Source organism: Mameliella sp. LZ-28 (assembly GCF_012274245.1).
In the GTDB taxonomy this organism is placed as follows: Bacteria; Pseudomonadota; Alphaproteobacteria; order Rhodobacterales; family Rhodobacteraceae; genus Antarctobacter; species Antarctobacter albus.
The window spans coordinates 44,119-71,060 of record NZ_JAANYX010000033.1 but is presented as its reverse complement, the minus strand read 5'-3'; the positions used below and the strand labels follow the sequence as shown (position 1 = coordinate 71,060).

28 protein-coding genes are annotated in these 26,942 nt (G+C 66.6%); 21 read left to right on the top strand and 7 right to left on the bottom strand.

The window, feature by feature from the left end; all coding sequences use genetic code 11:
- Window positions 1–217 precede the first annotated feature (217 nt).
- The 4 genes from cysS to G9Q80_RS18280 all read left to right on the top strand — a co-directional run bounded on the left by cysS (window position 218) and on the right by G9Q80_RS18280 (window position 4,911).
- The gene (cysS, locus tag G9Q80_RS18295; protein ID WP_088714081.1) at window positions 218–1,612 is read left to right on the top strand and encodes a cysteine--tRNA ligase; all 1,395 of its coding nucleotides are present in this window, start codon (window positions 218–220) and stop codon (window positions 1,610–1,612) included.
- A gap of 193 nt (window positions 1,613–1,805) precedes the next feature.
- Window positions 1,806–3,425, top strand: a complete 1,620-nt coding sequence (cimA, locus tag G9Q80_RS18290) for a citramalate synthase (protein WP_088714080.1) — start codon at window positions 1,806–1,808, stop codon at window positions 3,423–3,425.
- Complete coding sequence (locus G9Q80_RS18285) at window positions 3,425–4,141, top strand: class I SAM-dependent methyltransferase (RefSeq protein WP_088714079.1); 717 nt, start codon at window positions 3,425–3,427, stop codon at window positions 4,139–4,141. The genes cimA and G9Q80_RS18285 overlap by 1 nt, the downstream gene beginning before the upstream one ends.
- On the top strand, window positions 4,138–4,911 hold the full coding sequence (locus G9Q80_RS18280) for a squalene/phytoene synthase family protein (RefSeq protein WP_088714078.1): 774 nt from the start codon (window positions 4,138–4,140) through the stop codon (window positions 4,909–4,911). The genes G9Q80_RS18285 and G9Q80_RS18280 overlap by 4 nt, the downstream gene beginning before the upstream one ends.
- Before the next feature lie 9 nt (window positions 4,912–4,920).
- Here the strand turns inward: G9Q80_RS18280 and G9Q80_RS18275 are convergent, their stop codons facing one another.
- Window positions 4,921–6,147, bottom strand: coding sequence for an MFS transporter (locus G9Q80_RS18275; RefSeq protein ID WP_088714164.1), 1,227 nt, complete (start codon window positions 6,145–6,147; stop codon window positions 4,921–4,923).
- Window positions 6,148–6,401: 254 nt separating this feature from the next.
- Here G9Q80_RS18275 and G9Q80_RS18270 point away from each other — a divergent pair, with 254 nt between their 5' ends.
- The 10 genes from G9Q80_RS18270 to G9Q80_RS18225 all read left to right on the top strand — a co-directional run bounded on the left by G9Q80_RS18270 (window position 6,402) and on the right by G9Q80_RS18225 (window position 12,633).
- On the top strand, window positions 6,402–7,157 hold the full coding sequence (locus G9Q80_RS18270) for a precorrin-6A/cobalt-precorrin-6A reductase (RefSeq protein WP_052244566.1): 756 nt from the start codon (window positions 6,402–6,404) through the stop codon (window positions 7,155–7,157).
- Window positions 7,124–7,771: a DNA-3-methyladenine glycosylase family protein gene (locus G9Q80_RS18265; RefSeq protein ID WP_088714077.1), complete on the top strand. Its 648-nt coding sequence runs from the start codon at window positions 7,124–7,126 to the stop codon at window positions 7,769–7,771. Before G9Q80_RS18270 ends, G9Q80_RS18265 begins: the two co-directional genes overlap by 34 nt.
- The gene (locus G9Q80_RS18260) at window positions 7,768–8,250 is read left to right on the top strand and encodes a hypothetical protein (RefSeq protein WP_074620748.1); all 483 of its coding nucleotides are present in this window, start codon (window positions 7,768–7,770) and stop codon (window positions 8,248–8,250) included. Before G9Q80_RS18265 ends, G9Q80_RS18260 begins: the two co-directional genes overlap by 4 nt.
- Window positions 8,251–8,277: 27 nt before the next feature.
- Window positions 8,278–8,943 (top strand): alpha/beta hydrolase, encoded by a 666-nt coding sequence (locus tag G9Q80_RS18255; protein WP_043143334.1) that lies wholly within the window; start codon window positions 8,278–8,280, stop codon window positions 8,941–8,943.
- A gap of 195 nt (window positions 8,944–9,138) precedes the next feature.
- Entirely contained in the window at window positions 9,139–9,507 is a 369-nt protein-coding gene (locus G9Q80_RS18250) for a hypothetical protein (RefSeq protein ID WP_088714076.1), read from the top strand.
- Window positions 9,507–9,959 carry an SEL1-like repeat protein gene (locus G9Q80_RS18245; RefSeq protein WP_088714075.1) on the top strand — a complete coding sequence of 151 codons (453 nt, stop codon included), beginning with the start codon at window positions 9,507–9,509 and terminating at the stop codon, window positions 9,957–9,959. Before G9Q80_RS18250 ends, G9Q80_RS18245 begins: the two co-directional genes overlap by 1 nt.
- Before the next feature lie 91 nt (window positions 9,960–10,050).
- Entirely contained in the window at window positions 10,051–10,347 is a 297-nt protein-coding gene (locus G9Q80_RS18240) for an antibiotic biosynthesis monooxygenase family protein (RefSeq protein ID WP_043143338.1), read from the top strand.
- Window positions 10,348–10,418: 71 nt separating this feature from the next.
- Window positions 10,419–11,366 carry a PDZ domain-containing protein gene (locus G9Q80_RS18235; protein ID WP_088714074.1) on the top strand — a complete coding sequence of 316 codons (948 nt, stop codon included), beginning with the start codon at window positions 10,419–10,421 and terminating at the stop codon, window positions 11,364–11,366.
- Entirely contained in the window at window positions 11,363–11,638 is a 276-nt protein-coding gene (locus G9Q80_RS18230) for a PDZ domain-containing protein (RefSeq protein WP_088714073.1), read from the top strand. Before G9Q80_RS18235 ends, G9Q80_RS18230 begins: the two co-directional genes overlap by 4 nt.
- Window positions 11,639–12,048: 410 nt before the next feature.
- Window positions 12,049–12,633 (top strand): HNH endonuclease, encoded by a 585-nt coding sequence (locus tag G9Q80_RS18225; protein WP_043143340.1) that lies wholly within the window; start codon window positions 12,049–12,051, stop codon window positions 12,631–12,633.
- Window positions 12,634–12,636: 3 nt separating this feature from the next.
- Here G9Q80_RS18225 and G9Q80_RS18220 read toward each other — a convergent pair whose 3' ends face one another.
- Window positions 12,637–14,019, bottom strand: coding sequence for a COG3904 family protein (locus G9Q80_RS18220; protein WP_088714072.1), 1,383 nt, complete (start codon window positions 14,017–14,019; stop codon window positions 12,637–12,639).
- Between the two features lie 190 nt (window positions 14,020–14,209).
- On the opposite strand from G9Q80_RS18220, the gene G9Q80_RS18215 reads away from it, so the two are divergent.
- The gene (locus tag G9Q80_RS18215) at window positions 14,210–14,500 is read left to right on the top strand and encodes a hypothetical protein (protein WP_088714071.1); all 291 of its coding nucleotides are present in this window, start codon (window positions 14,210–14,212) and stop codon (window positions 14,498–14,500) included.
- Between the two features lie 112 nt (window positions 14,501–14,612).
- Here G9Q80_RS18215 and G9Q80_RS18210 read toward each other — a convergent pair whose 3' ends face one another.
- The 4 genes from G9Q80_RS18210 to G9Q80_RS18195 form a co-directional block, all read right to left on the bottom strand.
- Window positions 14,613–15,128, bottom strand: coding sequence for a bactofilin family protein (locus G9Q80_RS18210; protein WP_043143344.1), 516 nt, complete (start codon window positions 15,126–15,128; stop codon window positions 14,613–14,615).
- Window positions 15,118–16,425 (bottom strand): M23 family metallopeptidase, encoded by a 1,308-nt coding sequence (locus G9Q80_RS18205; RefSeq protein WP_074620756.1) that lies wholly within the window; start codon window positions 16,423–16,425, stop codon window positions 15,118–15,120. The genes G9Q80_RS18210 and G9Q80_RS18205 overlap by 11 nt, the downstream gene beginning before the upstream one ends.
- Before the next feature lie 163 nt (window positions 16,426–16,588).
- Window positions 16,589–17,413, bottom strand: coding sequence for a ferritin-like domain-containing protein (locus G9Q80_RS18200; RefSeq protein WP_069208497.1), 825 nt, complete (start codon window positions 17,411–17,413; stop codon window positions 16,589–16,591).
- Window positions 17,414–17,524: 111 nt separating this feature from the next.
- Window positions 17,525–17,986: a peroxiredoxin gene (locus G9Q80_RS18195; RefSeq protein WP_088714070.1), complete on the bottom strand. Its 462-nt coding sequence runs from the start codon at window positions 17,984–17,986 to the stop codon at window positions 17,525–17,527.
- Window positions 17,987–18,084: 98 nt separating this feature from the next.
- Here G9Q80_RS18195 and G9Q80_RS18190 point away from each other — a divergent pair, with 98 nt between their 5' ends.
- The 6 genes from G9Q80_RS18190 (at window position 18,085) to G9Q80_RS18165 (ending at window position 26,486) form a co-directional block, all read left to right on the top strand.
- A complete protein-coding gene (locus G9Q80_RS18190; RefSeq protein ID WP_088714069.1) occupies window positions 18,085–21,357 on the top strand; it encodes a YhdP family protein in 3,273 nt (1,090 codons plus the stop codon).
- Window positions 21,358–21,374: 17 nt separating this feature from the next.
- The gene (gene queA, locus G9Q80_RS18185) at window positions 21,375–22,430 is read left to right on the top strand and encodes a tRNA preQ1(34) S-adenosylmethionine ribosyltransferase-isomerase QueA (RefSeq protein WP_088714068.1); all 1,056 of its coding nucleotides are present in this window, start codon (window positions 21,375–21,377) and stop codon (window positions 22,428–22,430) included.
- 205 nt (window positions 22,431–22,635) lie between these two features.
- Window positions 22,636–23,895, top strand: coding sequence for an MFS transporter (locus tag G9Q80_RS18180; RefSeq protein WP_088714067.1), 1,260 nt, complete (start codon window positions 22,636–22,638; stop codon window positions 23,893–23,895).
- A gap of 99 nt (window positions 23,896–23,994) precedes the next feature.
- Window positions 23,995–24,576 carry a DUF924 family protein gene (locus G9Q80_RS18175; RefSeq protein WP_043143360.1) on the top strand — a complete coding sequence of 194 codons (582 nt, stop codon included), beginning with the start codon at window positions 23,995–23,997 and terminating at the stop codon, window positions 24,574–24,576.
- A 77-nt stretch (window positions 24,577–24,653) separates the two neighbouring features.
- Window positions 24,654–26,048 (top strand): dihydrolipoyl dehydrogenase, encoded by a 1,395-nt coding sequence (gene lpdA, locus G9Q80_RS18170; protein WP_088714066.1) that lies wholly within the window; start codon window positions 24,654–24,656, stop codon window positions 26,046–26,048.
- Window positions 26,049–26,069: 21 nt separating this feature from the next.
- Window positions 26,070–26,486 carry a DUF1801 domain-containing protein gene (locus G9Q80_RS18165; RefSeq protein ID WP_232788139.1) on the top strand — a complete coding sequence of 139 codons (417 nt, stop codon included), beginning with the start codon at window positions 26,070–26,072 and terminating at the stop codon, window positions 26,484–26,486.
- Between the two features lie 173 nt (window positions 26,487–26,659).
- Here the strand turns inward: G9Q80_RS18165 and G9Q80_RS18160 are convergent, their stop codons facing one another.
- The gene (locus tag G9Q80_RS18160) at window positions 26,660–26,941 is read right to left on the bottom strand and encodes a hypothetical protein (protein ID WP_043143365.1); all 282 of its coding nucleotides are present in this window, start codon (window positions 26,939–26,941) and stop codon (window positions 26,660–26,662) included.
- Window position 26,942: the final 1 nt, after the last annotated feature.

The following is a 26,942-nucleotide window of genomic DNA, read 5'->3' as shown; positions in this document are numbered from 1 at the left end:
TTCTTGGCAAAAATACCCCCGCCACGCTGGAAAGGCGCGGCTTGGCAGGGCAGGGGCGCCGTGCTAAGCCACGCCCATGACGACCGCTGCACATACCCTCTGCTGCATTACCTGCTGACACCGGTCGGGACATCCCGGCCATTGGCGGGACGGTCCTCTATTCCATTCGCATCATAGAGTTGCTAGGCCCGCCGCAAGATTTGCGAAGGACGAGGCCATGAACATCCGCTTCACCAACTCCCGGACCCGGAAGAAGGACGACTTCCGCCCCATAGACCCCGACAACGTGCGGATGTATGTCTGCGGACCCACGGTCTATGACCGCGCGCACCTGGGCAATGCGCGCCCGGTCCTTGTGTTCGACGTGCTCTTTCGTCTGCTGCGCCATGTCTATGGCCCGGACCACGTCACCTACGTGCGCAATTTCACCGACGTGGACGACAAGATCAACGCCACCGCGCTTCAGCGCAAGGAGGCGGGGGCATCGGGCACGCTCGAGGAACTGGTGCGCGAGCGGTCGGACGAGACCATAGGCTGGTATCACGCGGACATGGACGCGCTGGGCGCCCTGCGGCCCACGCAAGAGCCGCGCGCGACCGGGTACATCGACGAGATGATCACCATGATCGAGGGGCTGATCTCCTCCGGTCACGCCTACGAGGCCGAGGGGCATGTTCTGTTCGCGGTCGAGAGCTATGCCCAGTACGGCGCCTTGTCTGGCCGGTCGGTCGAAGACATGATCGCGGGCGCCCGGGTCGAGGTGGCGCCCTACAAGAAGAACCCGATGGATTTCGTGCTGTGGAAGCCGTCTTCGGACGAGTTGCCGGGGTGGGAAAGCCCCTGGGGCCGGGGACGACCGGGCTGGCATATCGAGTGCTCGGCCATGAGTTTCGCCCTGCTGGGGGAAACCTTCGACATCCACGGTGGCGGCAACGACCTGACCTTCCCGCATCACGAGAACGAGATCGCACAGTCGAAATGCGCCCATCCCGAGGGGGATTTCGCGCGGGTCTGGCTGCACAACGAGATGCTGCAGGTCGAGGGCAAGAAGATGTCCAAGAGCCTTGGCAACTTCTTCACCGTGCGCGACCTGCTGGACCAGGGGGTGCCGGGTGAGGTGATCCGCTTTGTGATGCTGTCGACGCATTATCGCAAGCCGATGGATTGGACCGAGAAGAAGCGGGAGGAAGCTGAGGCCACCCTGCGCAAGTGGTATCGTCAGGCGGCAGAAGGTCTGGATAACGTTGAACCCTACGTCGGGGTGTTGAACGCTTTGGCTGACGATCTGAATACAGCCGCAGCGATTTCAGAACTCCACCAATTGTCTCATGCCAACGACCAACCCAGTTTGCGCTCAAGCCTGAAGATTATGGGGTTTATGGATAATGGTATTCCTGAATGGGTACAGGGGCCGGAACTCGATCTTTTGCCATTTGCCGAAAGACTTGAAAGGCTGCGCGCCCAGGCCATGCAGAGCAAGGATTTCTCCGAGGTGGACCGGATGAAGCAGGCTCTCATCGACGCGGGCGTCGAAGTGCGCATGTCCAAGGAGGGGGTGGACCTGGTGCCGGGCGCCGGGTTCGACGCGGCCAAGCTGGAGGGGCTGGAGTGATGGCTGCAAACAGAGCCAGCCGGCGCGCATGCGCCATGCCCGACCTCCCCCCCGGGAGGGCATTCGTTGGCAATATCGAAGTGAGAGCGGCATTGGAGCTTTGGAGTGCAAACGCCGGGACTGCGTCAAGGCCCTCCCGAGGTCGGGCATGGCGCATGCGCGCCTCCTGTCTCGCCCAACTCGGGGGAAGGTCATGACCCGCGAACGCCTCTATCTCTACGACACCACGCTGCGCGACGGGCAGCAGACCCAAGGTGTCCAGTTCTCCACCGCCGAAAAGCTGAAGATCGCGGCGGCGCTCGATGCGCTTGGCGTCGATCATATCGAGGGCGGCTGGCCCGGGGCGAACCCGACCGACAGTGCCTTCTTCGAGGAGGTGGGCCAGACCCGCGCCACCTTGACCGCCTTTGGCATGACCAAGCGCGCGGGCCGCTCGGCCGCCAATGACGAGGTGCTGGCGGCGGTGACGAATGCGGGCACACCTGCCGTCTGCCTTGTCGGCAAGACCCATGATTTCCACGTCACCACGGCGCTGGGGATCACGCTGGAAGAGAACATCGCCAATATCGCCGCCTCGGTTTCTCACCTCGTGGGGCAGGGGCGCGAGGCGCTTTTCGATGCCGAGCATTTCTTTGACGGCTACAAGGCGAATGCGCCCTATGCGCTGGACTGTCTGCGTGCCGCGCTGGAGGCCGGGGCGCGTTGGATCGTGCTCTGCGATACCAATGGCGGGACCTTGCCGCATGAAATCGGGCAGATCGTGCAGGATGTGATCGAAAAGGGGATCCCCGGCGATCACCTGGGCATCCACACGCACAACGACACGGAAACCGCCGTCGCGGGGTCGCTGGCGGCGGTGATGGCCGGGGCGCGCCAGATCCAGGGCACGCTGAATGGTCTTGGCGAACGCTGTGGCAATGCCAATCTGACGGCGCTGATTCCGACGCTGCTGCTCAAGGCGCCTTACAAGGACCTGTTCGAGACGGGTGTCAGCATGGAGGCGCTGGCCGGGCTGACGCGGACCAGCCGGATGCTGGACGACATCCTGAACCGGGTGCCGCAGAAACAGGTGGCCTATGTCGGCGCCTCGGCCTTTGCGCACAAGGCCGGGCTGCACGCCAGCGCGATCCTCAAGGACCCCACCACCTACGAGCACATCGACCCCGGACTGGTGGGCAACCGCCGCGTCGTGCCGATGTCGAACCAGGCGGGCCAGTCGAACCTGCGCCGCCGCCTGTCGGAAATGGGGCTGGAGGTCGACAAGGGCGATCCGGCGCTGGCCCGCATCCTCGACCGCGTCAAGGCGCGCGAGACCGAGGGCTATTCCTACGACACCGCGCAGGCCAGTTTCGAGCTGCTGGCGCGGGACGAGCTGGGGATGCTGCCCGAGTTCTTCGAGGTCAAGCGCTACCGGGTGACGGTGGAGCGGCGCAAGAACAAGTACGACAAGATGGTGTCTCTCTCCGAGGCGGTCGTGGTCGTGAAGGTGGATGGCGAAAAGAAACTGTCGGTGTCGGAGTCCATGGACGAGGCGGGCAATGACCGCGGCCCGGTCAACGCGCTGTCCAAGGCGCTGGCCAAGGACCTGGGCCGCTACCAGGAGGCGATCGACGACATGCGGCTGGTCGACTTCAAGGTGCGGATCACCCAGGGCGGGACCGAGGCCGTGACCCGCGTCATCATCGACAGCGAGGATGGACAGGGGCGCCGTTGGGCCACCGTGGGCGTCAGCGCGAACATCGTCGATGCCTCGTTCGAGGCGCTGCTGGACGCGGTGCGCTGGAAACTGGTGCGCGACGGGGGGCAGGGCTGATGGAGTGGGAGGCCTTCTTCGCCGTCCACAAGGACCTGCCGCGCGAGGGGCCGGGCAGCGAAGAGGACGTGACCTGGGCGCTGGAGCTTGCCGCCTTGCCCGAGGGCGCGGCGATCTGCGACGCGGGCGCGGGTGCGGGGGGCGATGTGGCCGCATTGGCGCGCGCGGGCCGGGTGCTGGCGGTGGACCTGCAGGAGGGTTTTGTCGCGCAGATCCAGGCGCGCTTTGCCGACCTGCCGCAGGTCACGGTGCGCAAGGACGACATGGCCCGCATTGCCGCCTTCGCCGAGGCGCCCTTTGACATGATCTGGTGCGCCGGGGCGCTCTACTTCCTCGGGCTGAAACCGGGGTTGGATGTGATGCGCGGGGCGTTGAAACCGGGCGGCGTGCTGGCCTTCTCGGAACCCTGTTATTTCACTGAAACGCCAAGCGCGGAGGCGCGCGCCTTCTGGGAGGACTACCCGACCCGCGACCGCGCGGGCATCGCCGCAGCGGTGGCGGCGGCGGGGTTCGAGATCCTGGGCACGCGCGATGTCTCGGACGCGGGCTGGGAGGCCTATTACCAGCCGATGGAGGCGCGGATCGATGCGCTGCGCCCCGGGGCGGACGCAAGGCTGACCGAGATGCTGGACCTCTGCGCGCAGGAGGCGCGGGACTGGCGCGCGGTGCGGCATGAGACCGGCTATCACCTTGTTGTCGCGCGGCGGCTGTCATGAGCTGGGAAGAGGGCAGCGACCTTTACGCCTGCGCGCAGATCGTCGAACGCGGCGACCCCGAGCGGTTCGTGGCGGCGATGGCGGCGCCTCTGCCGGCGCGCGCGGTGCTGATGCCGCTTTATGCCTTCAACGTCGAGGTCAGCCGCGCGCCCTGGGTCACGCAGGAGCCGATGATCGCGCAGATGCGGTTGCAATGGTGGCGGGATGCGCTGGAGGAGATCGGCGCGGGCGGGTTCACGCGTCGGCACGAAGTGGTTACGCCCTTGGCGCAGGCGCTGGCGGGGGTGGATGTGTCCGGTCTGCAAAAGGCCGTGGAGGCCCGCGAGGCGGATCTTGAGCGCGCGCCCTTCGAGGATGAAGCCGCGCTGATGGGCTACCTGGACGCGACGGCGGGGCACTTGGCGCTGGCGGCTCTCTCGGCGCTGGGGGCGCGGGTGGATGAGGCGGCGGTGCTGGCCCATGCGCGGGCGGCGGCGCTGGCGCGGTATTTGCAGGCGGTTCCGGAGCTGGAGGCGCGCGGCAAGCTGCCCCTGCCGGACGGGCGGGCAGAGGCGATCGCATCCCTGGCCCGCGCGCGACTGGAGGAGGTGCGCAAGGTGCCGTCGCTGCGGGCGCTGCGGCGCGGGCACGGACTGGCTGGCGCGGCGCTGCGGGAATTTGCGCAGGGCAAGCCGCTGCTGGCGCTGGCGGCGCGCGATCCGGCCTCGGTGGGCGAGGGGCGGCTGACGCTCAGCGAGTTTTCCCGCCGCTGGCACCTGCTAACCAGCTGAGGCGCCGTGTCAGGCCTCGGCAGTGTCGCGGGGGCGCATCACCAGCCAGATCAGCGCGCCGCCTGCCAGCACGAGGAAAGGCGCCATGGCGAGGTTGACCGCCGTCCACCCCTGTTGCGCCGAGCCGCCCGAGCAGTTCATCAGGCCACCGCTCGCCAGCGAGGCAAAGGTCACACCGCCAAAGACGATCAGGTCGTTCAACCCCTGCATCCGGCCGCGCTCATGCGGCTCATGCGCGCCCGCGAGCATGGTCGTGGCGCCGATGAAGCCGAAGTTCCAGCCCAGGCCCAGCAGCACCAGCGCGACGAAGAACTGTTCCAGCTCGACGCCCGACAGACCCACGACGCCCGCGCCGGCAAGGATCACCAGCCCCAGCGCCATGATCTTTTCGACGCCGAAGCGGGCGATCAGGTGGCCGGTGAAGAAACTGGGCGCGAACATGGCCAGGACGTGTGCGGTGACGACATTGGCCGCATCTCCGGTTTCGAACCCGCAGCCCACCACCGCCAGCGGCGTCGAGGTCATGACAAGGTTCATCAGCGCGTAGGACACGGTGGCGCAGATCACCGCCACGGCGATGCGCGGCGTCGTCAGCAGTTCCCAGCGGGAACGGCCCTTGGGCGCGTCCTCGGAGGGGCGCGGGGGGCGCGGGATGTCGAGGAAGAGAAAGAGCATCGCGCCGATGACGTTGATCGCCACCACGGCGGCATAGGTGCCCAGGAAGGGCACCACGAAGGCATCCGAGGTCGCCTTGACCAGTTGCGGGCCGATCACCGCGGACAGCAGGCCGCCCGCCATGACGTAGGAAATCGCCTTGGGGCGGAAGTCATCCGAGGCGGTGTCGGCGGCGGCGAAGCGGTAGAACCCCTGCGCGGACATGTAGGTGCCGGTGATGAGCGACCCCAGGAGGAAGATCGGGAAAGACGCGATGTAGAGCCCGTAGGCGCCGACCATGCCCCCGAGCGCGCCCGCCCCGGCGCCGACAAAGAACCCCGCGCGACGCCCGTAGCGCTGCATCAGCGCCGAGACCGGCGTCGCCGAGAGCATCGAACCCAGCACGATCAGGGAGATCGGCAGGGTGGCGAAACAGGCGTTCGAGGCCAGCGACTGTCCGGCCAGCCCGCCGATGGTGAAGATCATCGGCATCTGCGCGCCGAGGATGGCCTGGGCAAGCACCAGGACGGTCACGTTGCGCTTGGCGCGGCTGTCGGTGGGGGGCACTGTCACGTCACTCATGCGCATGGGTTAGGCGGCGCCGCTCATATGGGCAAGAGGGAATATGTCGCGCGGTGGAACAGCGGGCGCGCCGCGCGGCCGATGACGTAGCGTCATTTCGCCCAGGGATCGCCCAGCATCCTGGGGCGGAGGGGGGCGCAACCCCCCGTCTCCCCTTGGTCGACTCCCCCGGCGATATTTGGAGAGAGACGAAACACGGGCGGTGGCCATGCGGGCTCCGCCGCGCCCTGGGAGCGGAGGGAGGGCCGGCGCGCGTGTTTCCCTTTCCCGGCGGGCTGTTCTATGGGGAGGCCATGACGGGGATCGTGATCATCGGCGGCGCGGCGGAAGCGCATGAGCTGGCCCGGGCCTTGCCCGGTGCCCATGTGCGGCTGCCCACGCGTGAACGTGTCGCGCGGCGCTGGCCGGGGCCGGTGAGTCTCGGTCCGGTGACGGCGGATTGGCTGCGGGACAGCGGCGCCCGCGTGGTGGTCGAGGCCGGGCATCCCTGTGACGTGGAAACCGCCTTTGCCGTGGCGCGGGCCGCGCGCGCCGCCGGTCTGCCGCTGCTGCAGCTGGTGCGCCCGGAGTGGCGGCCCACCCGCCGCGACCGTTGGGTGGCCTTGCGCGATGTCCGCGCGGCGGCGGAGGTGATCCCGGCGCGCGCGCGGGTGCTGGTGGCCACGGGGCGGGCCGCCCTGCCGGGGCTGCGGGCGCTGCGGGCGCATGTGCTGATGCGGCGCATTGGCGGCGGGCAGGCGCCTTTCCCGCTGCGCCGGGGACGCTATCTGCCTGCCGACGGGCCCTTTTCCGTCGCCGAGGAGATCCGGCTCTTGCGGCGCGAGCGGATCGACTGGTTGATGGTGCACAACGCGGGCGGCCCGGGCGGCTGGCCCAAGCTGGAGGCGGCGCGCCGCCTGCATCTGCCGGTGGCCATGATCGCCCGTCCGCGTCGGCCCGGCGGGCCGCGTGTCGCAAGTGTGAAGGAGGCCCTGGCATGGCTGAGGATGCACAATCTGTCGGACGGCTGATCCGCTCGGACGCCTGCGTGGCCGAGGGGGCGGCGTGGCTCGCCGCGCGTGAACCGCGTTTTGCCTTTGCGCTGGACCGGACCGGGCCCTTGCCGCTGCGGCTGCGGCCCGACGGATTCGCGCAGCTGCTGAGCGCGATCGTCAGCCAGCAGGTCAGCGTTGCCTCGGCCCGGGCGATCCAGGCCCGGCTGGAGGCGGCGGGCATGGTCACGCCCCAGGCGGTGGCGGAGGTGAGCCATGACGATCTGCGGGCTCTTGGCCTGTCGCGCCAGAAGGCCACCTATGCGCAGGCATTGGCGCAGGCCGGGATCGACTTCGACGCCCTGCGTGCCATGCCGACCGAGGCGGTGATCAAGCGGCTGGTGGCAGTCAAGGGGATCGGCGTCTGGACCGCCGAGATCTATGCCATGTTCAGTCTCGGGCGGGCGGATGTCTTTGCCCCCGGCGACCTGGCGCTGCAGGAAGGCGCGCGGGTGCTTTTTGACCTGCCAGAGCGCCCGCGTGAAAAGGCGCTGCGCGAAATGGCCCGCGACTGGGCGCCCTGGCGGTCGGTTGCGGCGCGCGCGCTCTGGGCCTACTACCATGTGGAGAAGAAGCGCGAGGGGATCGCATGAAGCATGTTCTTGTGGCCGTCGGGGTCATGGTGGCGGCGCTGTCCGGCGCCGCAGAGGCGCAAGATGCCGTCCGGGCCAGGGTCGTCAGCACGGGTCCCGGGTTCGAATGCCTGTCGATCTCGGCGCGCGAGGGGTGGCAGCGGCACGAGACACGGCTGACCGGCACGCTCGAGGCGCTGCGGCTTGGGCGCGGCGAGGGTTGGACGGTGGATGCCAATACATATGATCGTGTCGGCCCGGATGGCCACGGCACGGCGGACGAGGCACGTCTTGCCCCCTATGCGACCTACAAGGAACAGTCCTCGCTGCCCTTCGGGCGGCTGCTCTACCGGCTGGACGGGGGCAAGGTGGGACATTTTCCCAGCGGTTGGACGTTCAACACGCAACAGATCCGCCGGGTCATGGAATTTCGCATCAACGACACCGCGCTGCAGGACAATGCGGGCGCGGTCGAGGTCTGCTTTTTCGAGAAGCGCTGACCGCAAGCACATCACAGGAGACAGGGCATGACACGAGTATTGCAGACGGGCCGCAAGGGGCCGGTATCGGGAGAGATGCGGTCCTGCGTCGTCTTCCTGCACGGCTATGGGGCCAACGGGGCGGACCTCCTGGGGCTGGCGGATCCGCTGGGCGAACACCTGCCAGACACGCTGTTCGTGGCCCCCGACGCGCCCGAGGCCTGCGCCGGGGCGCCCTTCGGGTTCCAGTGGTTCCCGATCCCCTGGATCGACGGCTCGTCCGAGGAAGAGGCGATGGCCGGCATGGCGCGCGCGGTCGACGACCTGAACGCCTTTCTCGACGCGCTGATGGTGGACGAAGACCTGCTGCCGGAACAGGTGGCCCTGTTCGGCTTCAGCCAGGGCACGATGATGAGCCTGCACGTCGGCCCGCGCCGCGAGGACGAACTGGCGGGGATCGTCGGTTTCTCGGGCCGCCTGCTGGCGCCGGAACTGCTGGCGGACGAGTGGAAAAGCAAGCCGCCGATCCTGCTGGTGCATGGCGACCAGGACGACGTGGTGCCGCCGCAATCGCTGCCGCAGGCGGCGGAAGCACTGCAGGAGGCGGGCTTCAAGGAGGTCTTTGCCCATATCATGGAAGGCACCGCGCATGGCATCGCGCCGGACGGGCTGGGCGTGTCGCTGGCCTTTCTGCGCGACAAGTGCGGGTTCTGACGGCGCGGCTTGTGAAAAAAGGGGCGTCCTCGCACGGACAGAAAGACGACGTAATGTCTTCATTGGGTTGCAGAGGCGATTTTACTGTCCGTTAGGAGTTCAGGCCCCGACGGTGGACGGGATTTCCGGACTCCGACAGGGCGGATTTCTTGCTAGACTGCCAGAGCGGATCCATTGCCCGGAGCCGTTTTGCCCATGTCTTTTGCCCGTCTTTCGCTTGTTGCCATTCTTGCCAGCGCCCTTTCCGGTCCCGCCGCCGCATTGAACGAATGCGATTTCGGTTTCGACCTCGACCGTGAAAGCAGCGCCATGCCGTCGATCCGCCGCAAGGCCGAGGACCTGAGAGGGTTCTGGCGTCCGATCAAGGAAGCGCCGGACGATGTGCAGGAACTGGCCAAATTCGTCGGGCGGCTCGACATCTGTCTTGTGACACCGGACGGCAAACCGCGCACGATCCGGCGGGGCAGGCGTATTTTTCCGACCAGAGGTTTGACGAAGCCTTTGAGAAATACACTCGGGCCGCCGATACCGGCGATCCGGTTGCCCGGAACAACCTGGGTGTGATGTACGAGAATGGTCTTGGCGTGGAACAATCCGACACGCTTGCCGCGCGGTGGTATCGTAAGGCAGCGGACCAGGGGCACGCGTCGGCCCAGAACAGCCTTGGCGTAATGTACATTAGGGGGCGCGGTGTAGCACAATCCGACAAGCTTGCCGCACAGTGGTATCGCAAGTCGGCGGATCAGGGGTATCGGTATGCTCAGTACAACCTTGGCGTGATGTATGAAGAAGGGCGCGGCGTTCCCGCGTCACCTACAGAGGCGGCCCGGCTCTATGTCGAAGGTCTCAAGCTGGGGGATGACTGGGCGGTCGAGCGGGATGTTTCAGACTGGGACCGGGCCACCGCGCGCGCCATGCAGGAGCACCTGAAAAGACTTGGCCTTTATGATGGTCCCATAGACGGGCAGATCGGCCCGGGCAGCCGCGATGCCATGCGGGCCCTGCTGCCAGACTAGCCGCGTCAAACGGCCCCTCCCACCCGATTCATGCTACACTGGGCCCCAGGGGCCGGGCGGCTCCGGTCCCGGCACAGGAAAGGCCCGTCCCATGATCATGCGCATCTTCCAGGTCACCATCCGCCCCGGCAAGGAGGCGGAGTTCGCCAAGTTCTTTCACGAAACGGCCATTCCGCTGATGAAAGGCACCGATGGCGTCGTCGACGTCTATCCCGGCGCGGCGCGCGCCGAGAGCCCGCGCGATTTCGCCTTTGTCATGATCTGGCGCGACCTCGACGCCCTCAAGGCCTTTGTCGGCGAGGATTACACCACACCCCACATCGACCCCGCCGAGGCCGAGCTGGTCGAGCATCGGCTGATCCGGCACTATGACTTGGTTGCGGCCTGAGCCGGATTTGCTGTTTCGGCGCGGCGGCGGGACTTGCCAAGGTGGTTGTGATTTCAGCTCGGGAGGATTTCATGGGCCCTCTGTTTGCCCTTGTCCTGATCCTTGCCGCCGGTGAGACCACCGCCCAGGATCTGCCGGTTTTCGATGGCGCCGGTTTCGGCAAGGTGGTCATCGACAGCAAGCAATCCGCGCCGGGCACGATTCGCAACGAGGCCATGATCGGCGCACAGGGCATCGAGTTCATCTCGAACTACAGCGCCAATTCGCCCTTTGCCCGGCTTGGCCGTGCGGTGGGCAAGCTGGATATATTGACGGACAGAAACAAGTTCGTGCCCTGCACCGCCTTCCTGGTGGCGGGTAACAGGGGTGTGACAAACGATCATTGCGTGCCCGGCATTCGGGCTCACCCGAAGACCGGCGGCAATGCCATCGCGGCGGTGCGGTTCCATCTCGGCTTAGTCCGGGGCGGGGTGGACGGCAACACGCAGAGCTTTGACGTCAGCCCGGTGCCGCTGGAAGCCAACGAGGCGCTGGACTACATGGTGCCGAGACTGCTGGGTGACGCCAACACGGAATTCGGGGCGCTGGAACTGGCGGCGATCTCGGCCCGGGACGCGGACAAGCCGCGCGAGACACCAACGCCGCCCACGGCCGGTAAACCGGTTGCGCCTGCAAGAAGCGGCTGGACTGGCCTGCGGGTTCAAGACCTCGACGCGGATATCGCCAAGGCCTTGGGGGTGTCCGGAACCAGCGGCGTACTGGTGTCCGAAGTGCTCGATGGCCCGGTCAGGGCGGCGGGGATCAAGGCGGGCGACGTGGTGCTGGAAATGGGCGGTGAAACGGTGACCGATACGCGCGGGCTTGTCGCGATGGTTCTTGCGCATCGGGCCGGGGAGAGCATTGTCGTGCGGCTCAACCGCGCGGGTCGGGACCAGTCGGTAAAGGTCACTCTGGCCGAACCTCTCAACACGCGAGCCGAACCCCATCTGACACCTCGGAGCAGATCCTGCCGTCTGTGACCCTGGCCCCGATCGACACGGGGCGGCGGCGCGAATTCGGCCTGTCCGAGGACCGGCAGGGCCTCTTGGTAGTCGCCGTGGACGAGAGGTCCGAGGCCTGGAACAAGGGCATTCGACCCGGCGACGTGGTCTCGGAACTGGACCAGAAGAGCGTCGGGACGCTCGCAGAGGCCGAGGCGCTCACCGCTGAGCTGCGCAAGCGCTGCAAGGTATTCGTCCTCGTGTGGGTGTTCCGGAACGGGGAGGCCTTGTTGATTACCACGGATCTGTAGGAAAAACTCCGGCGCCGACCAAAGCCGAAGACAAGGGCGCAGCGCGATCCGGGAGCCTCTCCCGCAAGTCTCGCCGGGACGGCAGGGCTGGCGCCCAAAGTGCGCCCCGGCGTGGTGGCCGCCTGCTGGCAGTGATGCGCCCTATATGTCGAGGAGCGGGGGCCATCCGCAGACAACGAGGCATGACCGGACCCGCAGCTGACAGGGGAGTGGGCAGGGCGTGCATGCCTATTTCCAGCCTGCCATCTGTCACATGCCTTTTACCTAAGCAGGCTACTCCTCGTTACGACCACTCTATCTTGCGGGACTTGCCAGAGGCAAAACGCGAGATATAGTGTTTCTCAGGCTGGGGCGGGTTCCCCGCTCTGGTGCTTACAGGTTGAGCAGGCAGGGCGAGGGAAGAGTCTCTCATGAACAGTGAGTTCAGGACACATTTTGTAAGGGAGCCGGGCGCTCTCAAACACCATCCAGCCTTGGTGCTTAACGCCGATTACCGCCCGCTATCCTACTATCCGCTCAGCCTCTGGCCCTGGCAGGACGCGATCAAGGCGGCCTTTCTCGACCGGGTCGACATCGTCGCCGAATACGACGAGGTGGTGCGCAGTCCGAGTATGACGCTCAGGATTCCCAGCGTGGTGGTCCTGAAAGATTTCGTCAAACCTCAGAAGCGCGTGGCCTTCACGCGCTTCAATCTTTTTCTGAGGGACGAATTCCGCTGCCAGTATTGCGGCACCAAGACGGAACTGACCTTTGACCACGTGATCCCGCGCGCCGCGGGGGGCATCACCAGCTGGGAGAACGTCGTTGCCGCCTGTGCGCCCTGCAACCTGCGCAAGGGGTCCAAGAGCCTGCGGCAGGTGAACATGAGCCTGCGCAAGCCGCCGCGCCAGCCCTCGGCCTCGGAGCTGTTGAACATGGGGCGCCGGTTCCCGCCGAACCACCTGCACGACAGCTGGCTCGATTTCCTCTACTGGGATGCCGAGCTGGAGGCCTGAGGCCTAGCCGTCCCGCGCAAAGCAGAAAACATTCTGCGAAACCTCGTTGCGGTAACAGCGGGGAGGCGCGTCGCCCGGCTGCGCCGCGCCGGGCCAGTACCAGGGGATCGCCGTCGCGCCGTTGATCGCCAGCGCGCCGCCAGCCTGTTCCAGCCGGGTTTGCGCGCCCGAGGGCCATTCGAATGTGTCGATCATTCTGCCGTCCGCCGCTGCAAGCCGCTGGCGCAGGCAGGACTCGTCGTCACTCTTGACTGCCGGCTCTCCGGTGAAGACGTAGCAGCGCCCGGTTGCGCTCTGGTAGTCGGGCACGCGACCGTCGCGGGGCAGGGCCGAGAGCGGCATTTCCCCGGGCCAGGCCATGTAGTTCTGGAAGAAGCCGAAGAAGACCGGCGGCTGCGCGTCGCGGACACCGCCGACACCCCAGACGGACTGGCGGATCAGCCGCGCGTTGCCCCAGAAGCCCTCGACCAGGCCCGCGTCCGGCCCGGAGGTGGCAGAGCCCCCGGTGCAGGTGCCCGCCGCCTCCATCCCGAAGGCGGTATAGGAAAATCCGGTGTCGGTGCGGCGCACTGCCTCGAAGGGCAGGCCGCCGCGCGACCAGGCGTCGGGATCGCTGGTCATCTGGTCCTGCACCTTCAGGTAGAGATTGTTGCAGCCATTGCGGATCGCCGCGTCGCTTATCCGGGTTGGCGGGGCGATGCCCAGGATGCCGATGTCCCAGCGCGCGGCCTCTTCGACGCGGGTGACATAATGCATGTCGGTGGCAGGGGTGGCGTGCATCCGCGCCGCCAGCGAGGGCGCGAAACGGTAGGTCACGAGGTTGCGAAAGATCAGCTCGCTCACCGCGACGGAAATCTCGTAGGCACGGGCGACGGTCGCGGTGTCATAACGGCCCTCGGGGACGGTCAGACTGGGCGCGTGAAAGCCAAGCCGCCCGTCGACATGCAGAAAGCGGTTCACCGAGACGCCGAAATCCGTTTCCGTCGAATGACTGCCCGCCATGAAGACCAGCGCACAGGCGCTTTCGCAGCGGGCGCCGGCGCGGATGACCGTGCCGAGGGTGCCATGCACCAGCCGGGTCAGCGCCATCGCCTCTGTCAGCGCGCCGCCGGGACTGTCGAGACAGAGGTTCATCGGCTCGTATATGGCGACGTTGGGCGCGCCGCCCGCCGGGTCCTCGTTCACGTAGATCGTATTGGCATAGCGGGGCAGGGACGCGGCCTGTCTGAGCAGCGCCAGCAGGGTGTCGCTGTCACCTTCGGCGATCTGGCCCTCCAGCGCGATGAGGCAGCCATAGTCCGGGTCCTGGGTCAGCGACAGTTGCGCGGCCCTGGATGCGGTGGGCAGGGTGAGAAAGACCAGGGCGATCATCAGCAGGCGGTGCATGGGCGGCTCCTCTCTCCTCGGGTGGCCCTCCCGGGCCGTCCGCCCGGGCAGCAAAGCAAAGCCGCCCCTCAAAGGCGAGGAATTTCGTGGCAGGCCTGCAAGGTGCACGGGTTTTAGACATTCGAGATCTTGCAGTTGACCCTGCGAAAGAGCAGACTCGGGCGCAGATTCCGAACGAGGGGGACTCTCAATGAAACTCAAAGTCGTCGCGGCCACCGCATTGGTCGGGCTGGCCGCCGCTTGCACCCAGCCCGAGCCGGTGCCGGTCTATGTGCCGGTCGAGTTCGACAAGTACGGCAACGTGGTCGGCGGGTCGATCGTGGATGGCAACTACGTGCTGGACGACGGCACCGTGGTCGGCCCGGTCAGCCCGGACGTCAGCGGCGGAAACCGTAATCGCAACCGCGAACGGACCGAACAGCAGTACCAGCAGCAGCAGGTCCAGCAGACCCAGACCCAGCAACAGAAGATGGGCGGCTGACCCGCCCAGGTCCGTTCCGGCGGGCCAGGGTGGCGAAAACACCGGCTGCGAAATCAAAAGGCCCCGCCAATGGCGGGGCCTTTTCACGTTGTCAGATGCAAGAGCGTCGCGATCAATCGTTGCTGGCCGCCGTGGTCGGGGCCGCTGCGGGGGCCTGGGGCGCCGGCTGCTGGCGCTTGCCGCCGTTCAGCGGATCGTCCTGGCGCTGCACCGAGCCTTCGAAATGGGCGCCGGATTCGATCGCGATGGTCTTGTGGATGATGTCGCCCTCGACACGGGCGGTGGCGGTCAGGCGCACCTTGAGGCCGCGCACGCGGCCCACGATACGGCCATTCACCACCACGTCGTCGGCGACCACTTCGCCCTTGATGGTGGCGCTTTCGCCGATGGTCAGGACATGGGCGCGGATGTCACCCTCGACCGTGCCTTCGACCTGGATGTCGCCGGTTGTCTTGATGTTGCCCGTCACGTGCAGGTCGGCCGACAGCGACGAGGCCGGCGGCTTTGCCTTGGGCGTGGCTGCGGGCTTGTACTCGCCTGCGGAGGATTTCGAGGGCTCGGGCATGGCCGGTTTCGACGTATCGTCGGCCTTGTGGCCGGGCTCATTGATCTTGCTCTTAGAAAACATCTTTCGCAGCCTTGATATAGATCATCGGATTGACGGGTTTGCCGCCGACTCGGACTTCGTAGTGGAGATGAGTCCCGGTCGACCGACCGGTGTTCCCCATATCACCGATCCGATCCCCGCGCGAGACCCTTTGGCCGACCTTCACGCGGATTTTGGACATATGCGCGTAACGGGTCTCGATGCCGAATTCATGCTGGATCTTGACCAGCCGGCCATAGCCCGACTGCCAGTCCGCGTGGATCACGACGCCGTCGGCGGTAGAATAGATCGGCGTGCCGTGCGGCGCCGCGAAATCCGTGCCCGCGTGCAACCGGCCCCAGCGATAGCCGAACCCGCTGGTAAAGCGGAAGCTGTCCTTGAGCGGCGAGGCGAAAGGCGCCTTCTGGGCGGCGATCCGGTAGAGGTTCAGCCGGTCCATCTGGTTGAGGATGCGGTTGGCGCGCAGCGTCTCGGGGGAGGTGGCGTCGCCCTTGGTCGAAAAGCTGAGCGGCGTCATCGGGCCGCCCTGGCCGGAGTATCCTTTGCGGACCTCGTTCAGGATGCGGTCCGGGTCCATGCCGGCCTTTTCGAACATCTTGTCCAGCGGCATGACGGAAACGGTCATCGCCTCTTCCAGTTGGCGGAAGATGCGGTCGTTCTTGTCTTCGAGGATCTCGATCTCGGCCTGCATCTCTGCGGCGCGGATCAGCGCGGCCTGGGCATCGGCAATCACCTGGTCGCGTTCCTCTGCGACGCGGGTCAGCGCCTCGTTCAGCAGCTTGACGGTGGCATCGTCGCCGCTGGCGCGGGCCAGGGCCACTTCGCCTTTAAGGTCGCTTTCCAGTTCGGCCAGCCGGGCGGTCGCCTCTTCGCGCGATTTCATCACCTCGCGCAGCGTGGCCTGGATCACGTCGATCCCGGTTTCCAGTTCGCGCCGCTGTGCCTCGGAATTCAGCAGTTCGGTCTGCATGACCGAGATCTGCTTCAGCGCGGAGGCAAAGCGATCCTGCGCGGCCAGCGCCTCGGCGGCGCGGGCGTCGCGCTCGGCCGACAGGGCGTTCAGCCGCTGCTGGTAGGTCAGCTGGTCGCGCTTGGCCTGGTCGCGGAAGTTGCCGGCACCGATCGAATCCATCAGCAGGATCGACGTGGCCACGATGCTCCAGCCCACCAGCAATGTCAGACCGACAAAGCCGACCGCCTGCGTTTCCGATCTCAGCCGGATAAAGCGCGTGTCGCTGTCGGATCTCAGAAAGAGCCTGCGTTCCGGAAAGAAGCGCTCTACGAGCGCATGAAGTCTGATGGTCAGACGTGATCTCACCTGACTGTCCCCTAGTCCCGTCCCAATCAAGGTGCGCACAGTCCCCACTTAACGGCACCCTGTCGTCGGGCTTACCCCAGCCTTTCACGCAACCGCAAGATTTTTGGCCATGCGATTCGGTCGCACCGGCGGGAAGGGGCCGAAATGGCAAAAATCCGCCGATTCAACGGCTTCGGTTCGGGGTCTGATCCGCAAGCGGCCAGTAGAAATCCGGCGGCAATCCGGCCTCGGCGCGCTTTTCCTCGTTGAAGGGCGGTTTCAGCGCGCCTTTGAAGTACTTTCTCACCAGCTCGTGAAACACGCTTTTCGGGTCCGTGTCATGACGGCCACAGAGGAAATGGAACCACTTCGACCCGTAGGCCACATGGCTCACTTCCTCGGCATAGATGGTTTCCAGCGCGGCGACCGCGCTGTCCATCCCGGCCTTGCGGAAGATCGCGATCATGCCCGGCGTCACGTCCAGGCCACGCGCCTCCAGCACCATCGGCACCACCGCCAGCCGCCCCATGAAATCATCGACGGTGTCCTCGGCGGCGCGCCACATGCCCGCATGGGCGGGCAGGGCGCCGTAATAGCTGCCCAGTTCCTCCAGGCAATCGCACATCAGGTTGAAATGCTTGCTCTCCTCGTCCGCCGCCTTGACCCAGTCGTCGTAAAACCCGGCGGGCATCGGCGTTTCGGCAAAACGCGGGATGATGTCCCAATGCAGATCGACGGCGTTCAGCTCGATATGGGCGACGGCATGCAGCAGCGCGATGCGCCCCTGCGGGCTGCCTGGCTTGCGCTTGGGCACCTCGCGCGGGTCCAGCAGTTGCGGCGCCTCGGGGCGCGCAGGGCGCAGGGGCGCCGCCGCCCGCCCCAGCGGGATCTCCTCGCCGGCGGCACGCGCCGCGAACCACCGCGCGGCATGGGCCCGCGACTTGGCGGTTTTCCGCCGCCCGTCCGCGGTGGTCAGAACGTCCACCGCCATCTCGCAAAGGCTCATCATCCCGCGCCCGCGTCCCTTTCCGGTCTGTCCAGGTTTCTTCTTGGCAAAAATACTCCCGGGGGTATGGGGGCAGCGCCCCCATGACGCAAGTCCCGGGCGCGGCTGCCGGGACTACAGCGCCTGTGCCGCCTCCAGCACCGCCTCGGCATGGCCGGGGACCTTCACCTTGCGCCATTCCTGCGCGATGCGGCCTTCGGCATCCACCAGGAAGGTGGAGCGTTCGATGCCCATGAAGGTCTTGCCGTACATCTTCTTTTCCTTCCAGACACCGTAGTTTTCGCACATGTCCGACACTTCGTCCGAGATCAGCGGCACGGTCAGCGCCTTCTTGGCCATGAATTTCTCGTGGCTGGCGATCGAATCCTTGGACACGCCAAAGACCTTCACGCCCAGTTTCTCGAACTCGGGCAGAAGCGCGGTGAAGGCCTCGTTCTCCTTGGTGCAGCCCGAGGTGTCGTCGCGGGGATAGAAGAACAGCACCACCGGCGCGCCTTTCAGGGCCGAGAGGGATACCTCGCCCGAGGTCGAGGGCAGGGTGAAATCGGGGGCGGTTTCCAGCGCGGTGTCGGACATGGGTGTCTCCTTTGGTGCGTTGCGGTATGATGTGCCATAAAGCTGTGCCAGGAGAGTAAGACAATGGGCGCGGGCTTCCAGTGAGCAGTCAGGCCGGAATGCAGGAAAAATCCACACCGCCCCGCCGCCGCAGGCGCGGGCGGCGGGTTCTTTACGTCCTTGTGGCGCTTCTGGCGATGCTGGGGGTGGCTGGATACGCGATGGTCGGCCGCCCGGTGGACGCGCCCGAATGGGTCCGCGAACGGATCGAGACGCGCATCGCCGAAAGCCTGCCGGGAATCGAGGTCGATTTCGGCCGCATGAGCCTGCTGATCCAGCGGAGCGGCCTGGCCCGGGTGATCCTCTGGGACGTCGAGATCCGCAATCTCAACGGCGAAACGGTGGCGCAGCTGTCGGACATCGAGGCGGGCCTGTCGCCCGCCGCGCTGCTGAACGGGCAGGTCGACCTGCGCGAGGCGCAGGTTTCCGGCGCCTTCGTCACCCTGCGGCGCGATGCGGACGGGCGGCTGGGCCTATCGCTGGGCGATGCTTTTGCCGCCAGTTCCGAGATGCCCGACATCGGCCAGATCATCTCCCGCATCGACACGGTCATGGGCGATCCGCGGCTGGCGGGGCTGACCTCCTTCGAGGCGGACGCGCTGACCCTGCGCTACGAGGACCAGCGCGCGCGGCGAGGCTGGACCGCCGACGGCGGGCGCCTGCGGCTGGCGCGCGAGGACGGGCGGCTGGCGCTGACCGGCGATGTGGCGCTGTTGGCGGGCGGCGACGGCGTGGCCACGGTCGAGGTCGAGGCGCAAAGCCCCATCGGCAAGCAGAGCCTGGATTTCGGCGTCATCCTGCACGGGCTTGCCTCGCGCGACATCGCCACGCAAAGCCCGGCGCTGGCCTGGCTCGAGGAACTGGACGCACCGATCTCGGGGGCGCTGCGCTCGGGTCTCGATGAAAGCGGCGCGCTGAGACCGCTGGAGGCCTCTCTGCGGATCGGCAAAGGCGCGCTGCAGCCCACCGCCGCCACCCACGCGCTGCCCTTCGACAGTGCCGAAACCGCCTTTACCTACACGCCCGCCGAGGGGCTGCTGCGGTTCCAGCGGATTCGCCTGGCCTCTCCGCTGGGCAAGGTGACGGCGGCCGGGACAGCCCGGCTGAACGGGGTCGAGACCGGCTGGCCGCAGGGGCTGACCGGGCAGTTCACGCTGAGCGACATGGCGCTGGCCAAGGGCGCACTGCTGGACCGCGAGGTCAGCCTGTCGGGGGCCGAGGCCGCCTTCAAGGTGCGGCTCGATCCGTTCGAGGTCACGCTGGGAGAGCTGCGCCTGACCGATCCGATCTACCCGTTGCGTGCCACGGGCCAACTCTCGGCGCAGGCCGAGGGCTGGCGCCTGGCGCTGGACACGCGGATCGCGCGGACCTCGCCGGAACAGGTGCTGAGCTTCTGGCCCGAGGACCTGCACCCGGGCACCCGCCGCTGGGTCGTGAACAACGTCCACAGCGGACGGGTCGAGGACGTGCAGTTCGCCCTGCGTGCGGACCCGGGCGCGGATAAGCCCAAGACCTATATCGACTTCGCCTTTGCGGAGGGTGTGGCGACCTTCAACCCGCGCATGCCGGGCCTGACCGGCGCCGCGGGCAGGGTGACGATCTACGACGGGCGGCTTGGGCTGCGGCTGGAGACGGGCACAACCGATGCGGGGCGCGGGCCCATCGACCTCAGCGGGACCGAATTCGTCATCGGCGATCTGCGGGTCAAACCCGCGGTGGGCGAGGTGCGCTTGCAGGCGCGGGGCAGCGTCACCGCCGCGCTGTCCTATCTCAACAACGAGGCCTGGCGCCTGATCGACAAGGCCGACCGGACCGTCGACATGGCCAGCGGGCGGGCGCGCGTCTCGGGTCGGATCGCGCTGCCGCTGGTCAGGGGGCTGACGCTGCAGGACGTGGCGCTGAACCTCGAAGGCACGTTGCGCGACGTGGATGCACCGACGGCCATTCCGGGCAAGCCGCTGACCGCCGACCGGCTGGCCCTGAGCGTCACCAACACGGCGGTGGCCCTCGAAGGGGCGGTGATCGTCGACGGTGTCCCGGCCACGGGCCGCTGGGCGCGGCCCTTCTCCGGCTCTGGCGGTGAGGTCGACGCCGAGGTGACCTTGACGCCTGAAAGCATCGCGGCCCTGGGGATCGGCCTGCCGCCGGGCACGGTGCGGGGCAGTGGCAAGGGCATGTTGCGCATCGACATGCCGCGCGGCGCCCCGGCGCGGTTTTCGCTGACCAGCGACCTGGAGGGGATGGGCCTGTCGCTGCCGCAACTGGGCTGGGACATGGCGCCGGGCGAACGCGGCCGCTTTGCCGTCGCGGGCCTGCTGGGAGAGGTGCCGACCATCGAACGGCTTGAACTGCAGGGTGCTGGGCTCGAGGCCGAGGGCCGCGTCCTGCTGACCGCACGGGGCGGGTTCGACCGGCTGGAACTGTCGCGGCTGACGGTGGGCGACTGGCTGGACGTCACGGGGCGTCTGCGCGGGCGCGGCGCCGGGGCGGTTCCGGCGATCGAGGTCGGCTCTGGCAGCGTGGACATGCGGCGCGCGCCCTTCACCTCCAGCTCGGGCACGGGGGGCGGTGACGGTGGTCCGGGCGGCGGCGCGCCGCTGACCCTGACGCTGGACAGCCTGCGCCTGACCGACAGCATCGTGTTCGAGGACTTCCGCGCCGATTTCGACACGACACGCGGGCTGAACGGGCGGTTCGATGCCCAGCTTGGCGGGCGCACGCCGGTCAAGGGGCTGGCGGTGCCGCAGTCCGGGGGCACCGCCTTCCGCATCACCGGAGAAGACGCGGGCGACGTGCTGCGGGCCGCGGGCTTTCTCAAGACCGTGCGCGACGGCAGCTTTCAGCTGGATATCGCACCGGTCCGGGGCCAGCCGGGCAGCTATGACGGGTTCATGCGGATCGAGGGGACGCGGATGCGCAAGGCCCCCGCCATCGCCGCGCTCTTGGACGCGGTCAGTGTCGTGGGCCTGCTGGACCAGCTCAACGGGCCGGGGATCTTCTTTACCGATGTCGAGGCGCGGTTCCGCCTGACCCCCAGCCGGGTGATCGTCAGCCGGTCCAGCGCGGTGGGACCGTCGATGGGGATTTCGCTGGACGGGTATTACGACCTCGCCAGCGGGAGCATGGACATGCAGGGGGTGCTGTCGCCGATCTACCTGATCAACGGCATCGGCCAGATCTTCTCGCGCCGGGGCGAGGGGCTGATCGGCTTCAATTTCAACCTGCGTGGCTCGGTCGAGAGTCCGCGCGTCATGGTCAACCCGCTTTCGGCCTTCACCCCGGGCATGTTCCGTGACATCTTCCGCCGGCCTCCGCCCAAGCTGTCACAGTGATTCCAACGGGTTGCCCCATGAAGCTCAGCGATTTCGATTTCGATCTGCCGGACGGGCTGATCGCCACGCGGCCCGCGCGTCCACGCACCTCGGCCCGGCTGCTGGTGGCCGAGGGCGACAAGATCACCGACGCGCATGTCACCGATCTTGTGGACTGGCTGCGCCCGGGGGACCGGCTGGTGCTGAACGACACGCGGGTGATCCCGGCGCGGCTGCAAGGTGTCCGGCGGCGCATCTCCGACGCCGGAGAGACCGAGGCCAGGATCGAGGTGACCTTGCTGGAGCCGCGTGCCGGCGGCACCTGGGCTTCCCTGATCAAGCCGTTGAAGAAGGTGCGCGATGGCGAGGAAATCATCTTTTCCAGTGCCTTGAGCGCCACTCTTGAGGCGCGCGAAGAGGGGCAGGGCCTGTTGCGCTTCAACCTTGAAGGCGATGATTTCGACGCCGCGCTGAACGCTGCAGGCGCCATGCCGCTGCCGCCCTACATCGCCGCCAAACGCCCCGCCGACGCGCAGGACCACGAGGATTACCAGACGGTCTGGGCCCGGCATTCCGGCGCCGTCGCCGCGCCCACCGCCTCGTTGCATTTCGACGACGCGCTGCTGGCACAATTGCGCGATAGGGGCGTGGAGTTCACCCATGTCACCCTGCATGTGGGCGCGGGCACCTTCCTGCCGGTCAAGGTCGAGGACGTGACCACCCACAGGATGCACGGCGAATGGGGCGAGGTCAGCGAAAAGGCCGCCGGTGAGATCGCCGCCACCCGCGCCGCGGGCGGGCGGATCATCCCCGTCGGCACCACCGCGCTGCGCCTGATCGAGACGGCCGCACGGGGGGGCGAAATCGCGCCGTTTCAGGGGGTGACGGATATCTTCATCTACCCCGGTTTCACCTTCAACGTGACCGACGCGCTGATGACCAATTTCCACCTGCCGAAATCGACCCTGATGATGCTGGTTTCGGCCCTGATGGGGCCTGACCGCATCCGGGCGATCTATGCCCATGCGGTTGCCACCGAATACCGGTTCTTTTCCTACGGCGATGCCTCGCTATTGATCCCGCCCGCGGGCTGAGAAACCGCGCGGAGGTTCCGCATCGGTCACAAGGTGGTCGGTGCAGGAAACCGAGTGTCGTGATCCTGCCGAAAAAAGTCGCAGCAATTCGCCAAGCGGTGACGCTTTTGGTTCCACAGCGACACAGAATCGGGCAGGGCGTCGCCAACGGCCATCCGGCAGTGGTGCGCCATTTTGCAGTGTGCCGAAAAGAAAGGACAACGCATTGGTCCATGTGCTGAAAAACTCCTGGGCGCTGCTCCTGGGCATGTTGCTCTTGATGATCGGCAACGGTCTGCAGGGGTCGTTGCTGGGCGTGCGCGGCGCGGCGGCGGGGTTTTCCGCCGGCACCATGTCGATCGTCATGGCGGGCTATTTCGCCGGTTTCCTGCTGGCCTCGCGGACCGTGCCGGGGATGATCCGGCGTGTCGGGCACGTGCGGGTCTTTGCGGCGCTGGGGTCCTTTGTCTCGGCGGTGCTGATCCTGTTCCCGGCGGTCCAGGACCCGATCGCCTGGACGCTGGGGCGGCTGGTGCTGGGCTTTTGTTTCTGCGGCGTCTACGTCACCGCCGAAAGCTGGCTGAACAATGCCGCCGACAACGAGACGCGCGGCCAGACGCTCTCGGCCTACATGATTGTGCAAATGGCGGGCATCATCGTCAGCCAGGCTCTGCTGGTTATCCCGGACGTGAGCGGTTTCCTGCTTTTCGTGATCCCATCGGTGCTGGTTTCGATCTCATTCGCGCCGATCCTGCTGTCGATTTCACCGACCCCGGCCTTTGAGTCCTCCAAGCCGATGACCCTGCGTGAGCTCTACGGCGTGTCGCCGCTGGGCATGGTCGGGATGTTCCTGCTGGGAGGCGTCTTTGCGGCGCAGTTCGGCATGGCGGCGGTCTATGCGACCGAAGTGGGGCTGAAACTGACCCAGATTTCGATCTTCGTGGCCTCCTTCTATGTCGGCGCGCTGGTGTTGCAATATCCGCTGGGCTGGGTGTCCGACCGGGTCGACCGGCGCTGGCTGATCATGCTGGTGGCCGCCTGCGGAGCCGGTGCGGCGGTACTGGCGACCGTTTCGGGCGGGTCCTTCGCGGTGCTGGTCGCGGCGGCCTTTGTCATCGGGGGCTGTTCCAACCCGTTGTATTCGCTGCTGATTGCCTACACCAACGACTTCCTGAACCACGAGGATATGGCAAGTGCATCTGCCGGGCTGCTGTTCGTCAACGGACTGGGTGCCATCGCCGGCCCGCTGATCATCGGCTGGGTCATGGAACGCGCCGGGCCGCAGGGGTTTTTTCTGCTGATCTTCAACCTGCTGGCGCTGGTCTCGCTCTACGCGCTGTACCGGATGACCCAGCGGGCCGCGCCCTCGGTCGAGGATACCGGCGCTTATGCTCCGGTGATGCCCTCGTCGACTCCGGTCGCCCTGGAAGTGGCGCAGGAATATTTCATCGACCAGCAAGAGGAAGACGAGGCCGATGCGCATTGACTGTCAAAACCTGACAGAATTCGTGATTTGGGTACCGGTGATTCCTCGCGCAATATTATTTCGTGGCGGGAAGAGTACAGGGTGAAAGAGGAGAAACAGATGACCACCCCCGACAGTATATTGGCCTTCTGGCTGGACGAGGTCGGCCCGGAGGGCTGGTATGCAAAGGACGACGCGTTGGATTCGGCGATCACCGAGCGGTTCGGCGCCGCCTGGGAAGGGCTCATGGACGGCCGTTACGGCCTCTGGCTGACCTATCCCTCGGGGGCGCTGGCCTATATCCTTCTGGCCGATCAGTTTCCGCGCAACATGTTCCGGGATGACCGACGCGCCTTTGCCTCGGACGACGTGGGCCGCGCGGCGGCGAAACAGGCGATTCATCGCGGCTGGGATCTCAAGATCGACCCGCCGGCGCGGCAGTTCTTCTACATGCCGCTGATGCATTCGGAAAACCTGTGTGACCAGGACCGCTGCGTGCGCCTGTTCAAGGAGCGCATGCCCGAAGCCGAAGGCAACCTGCTGCACGCCCGCGTGCACCGCGAGGTGATCCGCCGGTTCGGCCGGTTCCCCTATCGGAACGAGGTTCTGTCGCGCAAGACCAACGCCCCCGAGCAGAGCTTTCTCGAGCAAGGCAGTTATGGCGCCGTTCTGCGCGAGTTCCAGGCGGACGTGGCGGCCTGATCGGCGCCTGCTGCCGATTGCCCTTGTCCCGGTGACGGGCTAGCCTCCCCTGCGAAGGCCTGCAGGGGAGGAACGGCATGGGCGCGAAACGCTTTGACATGGTGGTGATCGGCGCCGGCCCGGGTGGCTACGTCGCGGCGATCCGCGGCGCGCAGCTGGGGCTGAGCGTCGCCGTGGTCGAACGCGAACACATGGGCGGCATCTGCCTGAACTGGGGCTGCATCCCGACCAAGGCCATGTTGCGTTCTGCCGAGGTATTCCACCTGATGCACCGCGCGCAGGAATTCGGCCTCAAGGCCGAGGGCCTGTCCTATGACCTGGACGCGGTGGTCAAACGCTCGCGCGGGGTGGCGAAACAGCTGAACTCGGGCGTCGGGCACCTGCTGAAAAAGAACAAGGTCACCACCCTGATGGGCACCGCGCGGCTGGATGGGCCGGGCCGGGTGCATGTCACCACCGACAAGGGCGAAGAGCTGCTGGAGGCGGGCAGCGTGGTGCTGGCCACCGGCGCGCGGGCCCGCGAACTGCCGGGGCTGGAGGCGGACGGAAAACAGGTCTGGACCTACAAGCACGCGCTTGTCCCGCCGCACATGCCGAAGAAACTGCTGGTGATCGGGTCGGGCGCCATCGGCATCGAGTTCGCCAGTTTCTACCAGACCCTCGGCGCCGAGGTGACGGTGGTCGAGGTCATGGACCGCATCCTGCCGGTCGAGGACGCAGAGATCGCGGCTTTTGCGAAAAAGCAGTTCGAAAAACAGGGCATGACCATCCACGAAGGTGCGAAGGTCGAAAAGCTGGAGCGCGGCGGGGCCTCGGTTGTCGCGCATGTGGATAAAAATGGGGAAAAGTCAAAAATCACCGTGGATACGGTGATTTCGGCTGTGGGTATTGTTGGAAATGTAGAAGGGCTGGGACTCGAGGATCTGGGCGTCCGGGTGGAGAAATCCCATGTTGTGACCGATCCCTTCTGCCGCACCGGGGTCGAGGGGCTCTATGCCATCGGCGACGTGGCGGGCGCGCCCTGGCTGGCGCACAAGGCCAGCCACGAGGGCGTCATGGTGGCCGAACTGATCGCCGGGCAGCATCCACATGCCGTCGACCCCGACAGCATCGCAGGCTGCACCTATTGCCAGCCGCAGGTGGCCAGCGTCGGGCTGACCGAGGCGCAGGCCAAGGACAAGGGGCATGACGTCAAGGTCGGCCGCTTCCCCTTCATCGGCAATGGCAAGGCCATCGCGCTTGGAGAGCCGGAGGGGCTGGTCAAGACAGTGTTCGACGCCACGACGGGCGAACTGCTCGGCGCGCATATGGTCGGCGCCGAGGTGACGGAACTCATCCAGGGCTACGTCGTCGGCCGCCAGCTGGAGACGACAGAGGCGGACCTGATGCAGACGGTCTTCCCTCATCCGACGCTGAGCGAGATGATGCACGAATCCGTTATGGACGCCTGGGGTCGGGCGATCCACTTCTGAGGTGCGGGCATGGCAGACCGGATGACACAGCCCTCAAAGACCTCGGTCGCGGCCTTCCTTGACACTGTCGAACCGGCGCGCCGCCGCGAGGACGCAGGCGTTCTGGATGGGCTCTTCCGCGAGGTGACGGGCTGGCAGCCGGTGCTTTGGGGGACATCGATCCTGGGCTACGGGCGCTACGACTACACCTACGCCAGCGGGCATTCCGGCCAGAGCCTTGCCACCGGCTTTGCACCGCGCAAGGCCAATATGGTGGTCTACATCATGCCCGGCTACGCGGACTTCCAAGAGGTCCTGTCACGGTTGGGGCCGCACCGCCTGGGCAAGTCCTGCCTCTACCTCGGCGCGCTGTCGAAGGTCGACCTGGACGTTCTGTCAGACCTGATCCGCGCCGGGCTGGCCGATCTCGGGACGCGCTGGGAGATCAAGCCCAGCTGAGACCTCGCGACTCCGATCCACGGCGACGAACAGGTCGCTGCGCCCCCTGTTTCTTTGGGCCAAAAAATACCTCCGGGGTCCGGGGCAGAGCCCCGGTCCGACAGTACCGCATTCAAGGGGTTAATAACGGCGCGCAAGGTTTTGAATTCTAAGCCTTAAGCCGCACCTGGCAATCACAGGTTCTCGTTGTCGGCGCCGGGTGCCAGCGCCTGGGGCGCCGCGTCGCCGCGTTTTTTCGCGTCCAGCGCCCGCTGGACGTGATCGTTGAGAAAGTTCCGTGCCCGCCGCTCGGCAAGGCGGATGCGGACCGCGGCGCGAAAGATCTCCTCGGAGGAGGGGGACGAGGCCCCCAGCACCTTGGCGACCTGTTCCGGCAGGTTCTCATCCCCCAGGGCGTCCATCGCCTTGATCGTGTCGCGGGCAAGCTTGTCTGCGAGGTCGTCGACGACGGACATG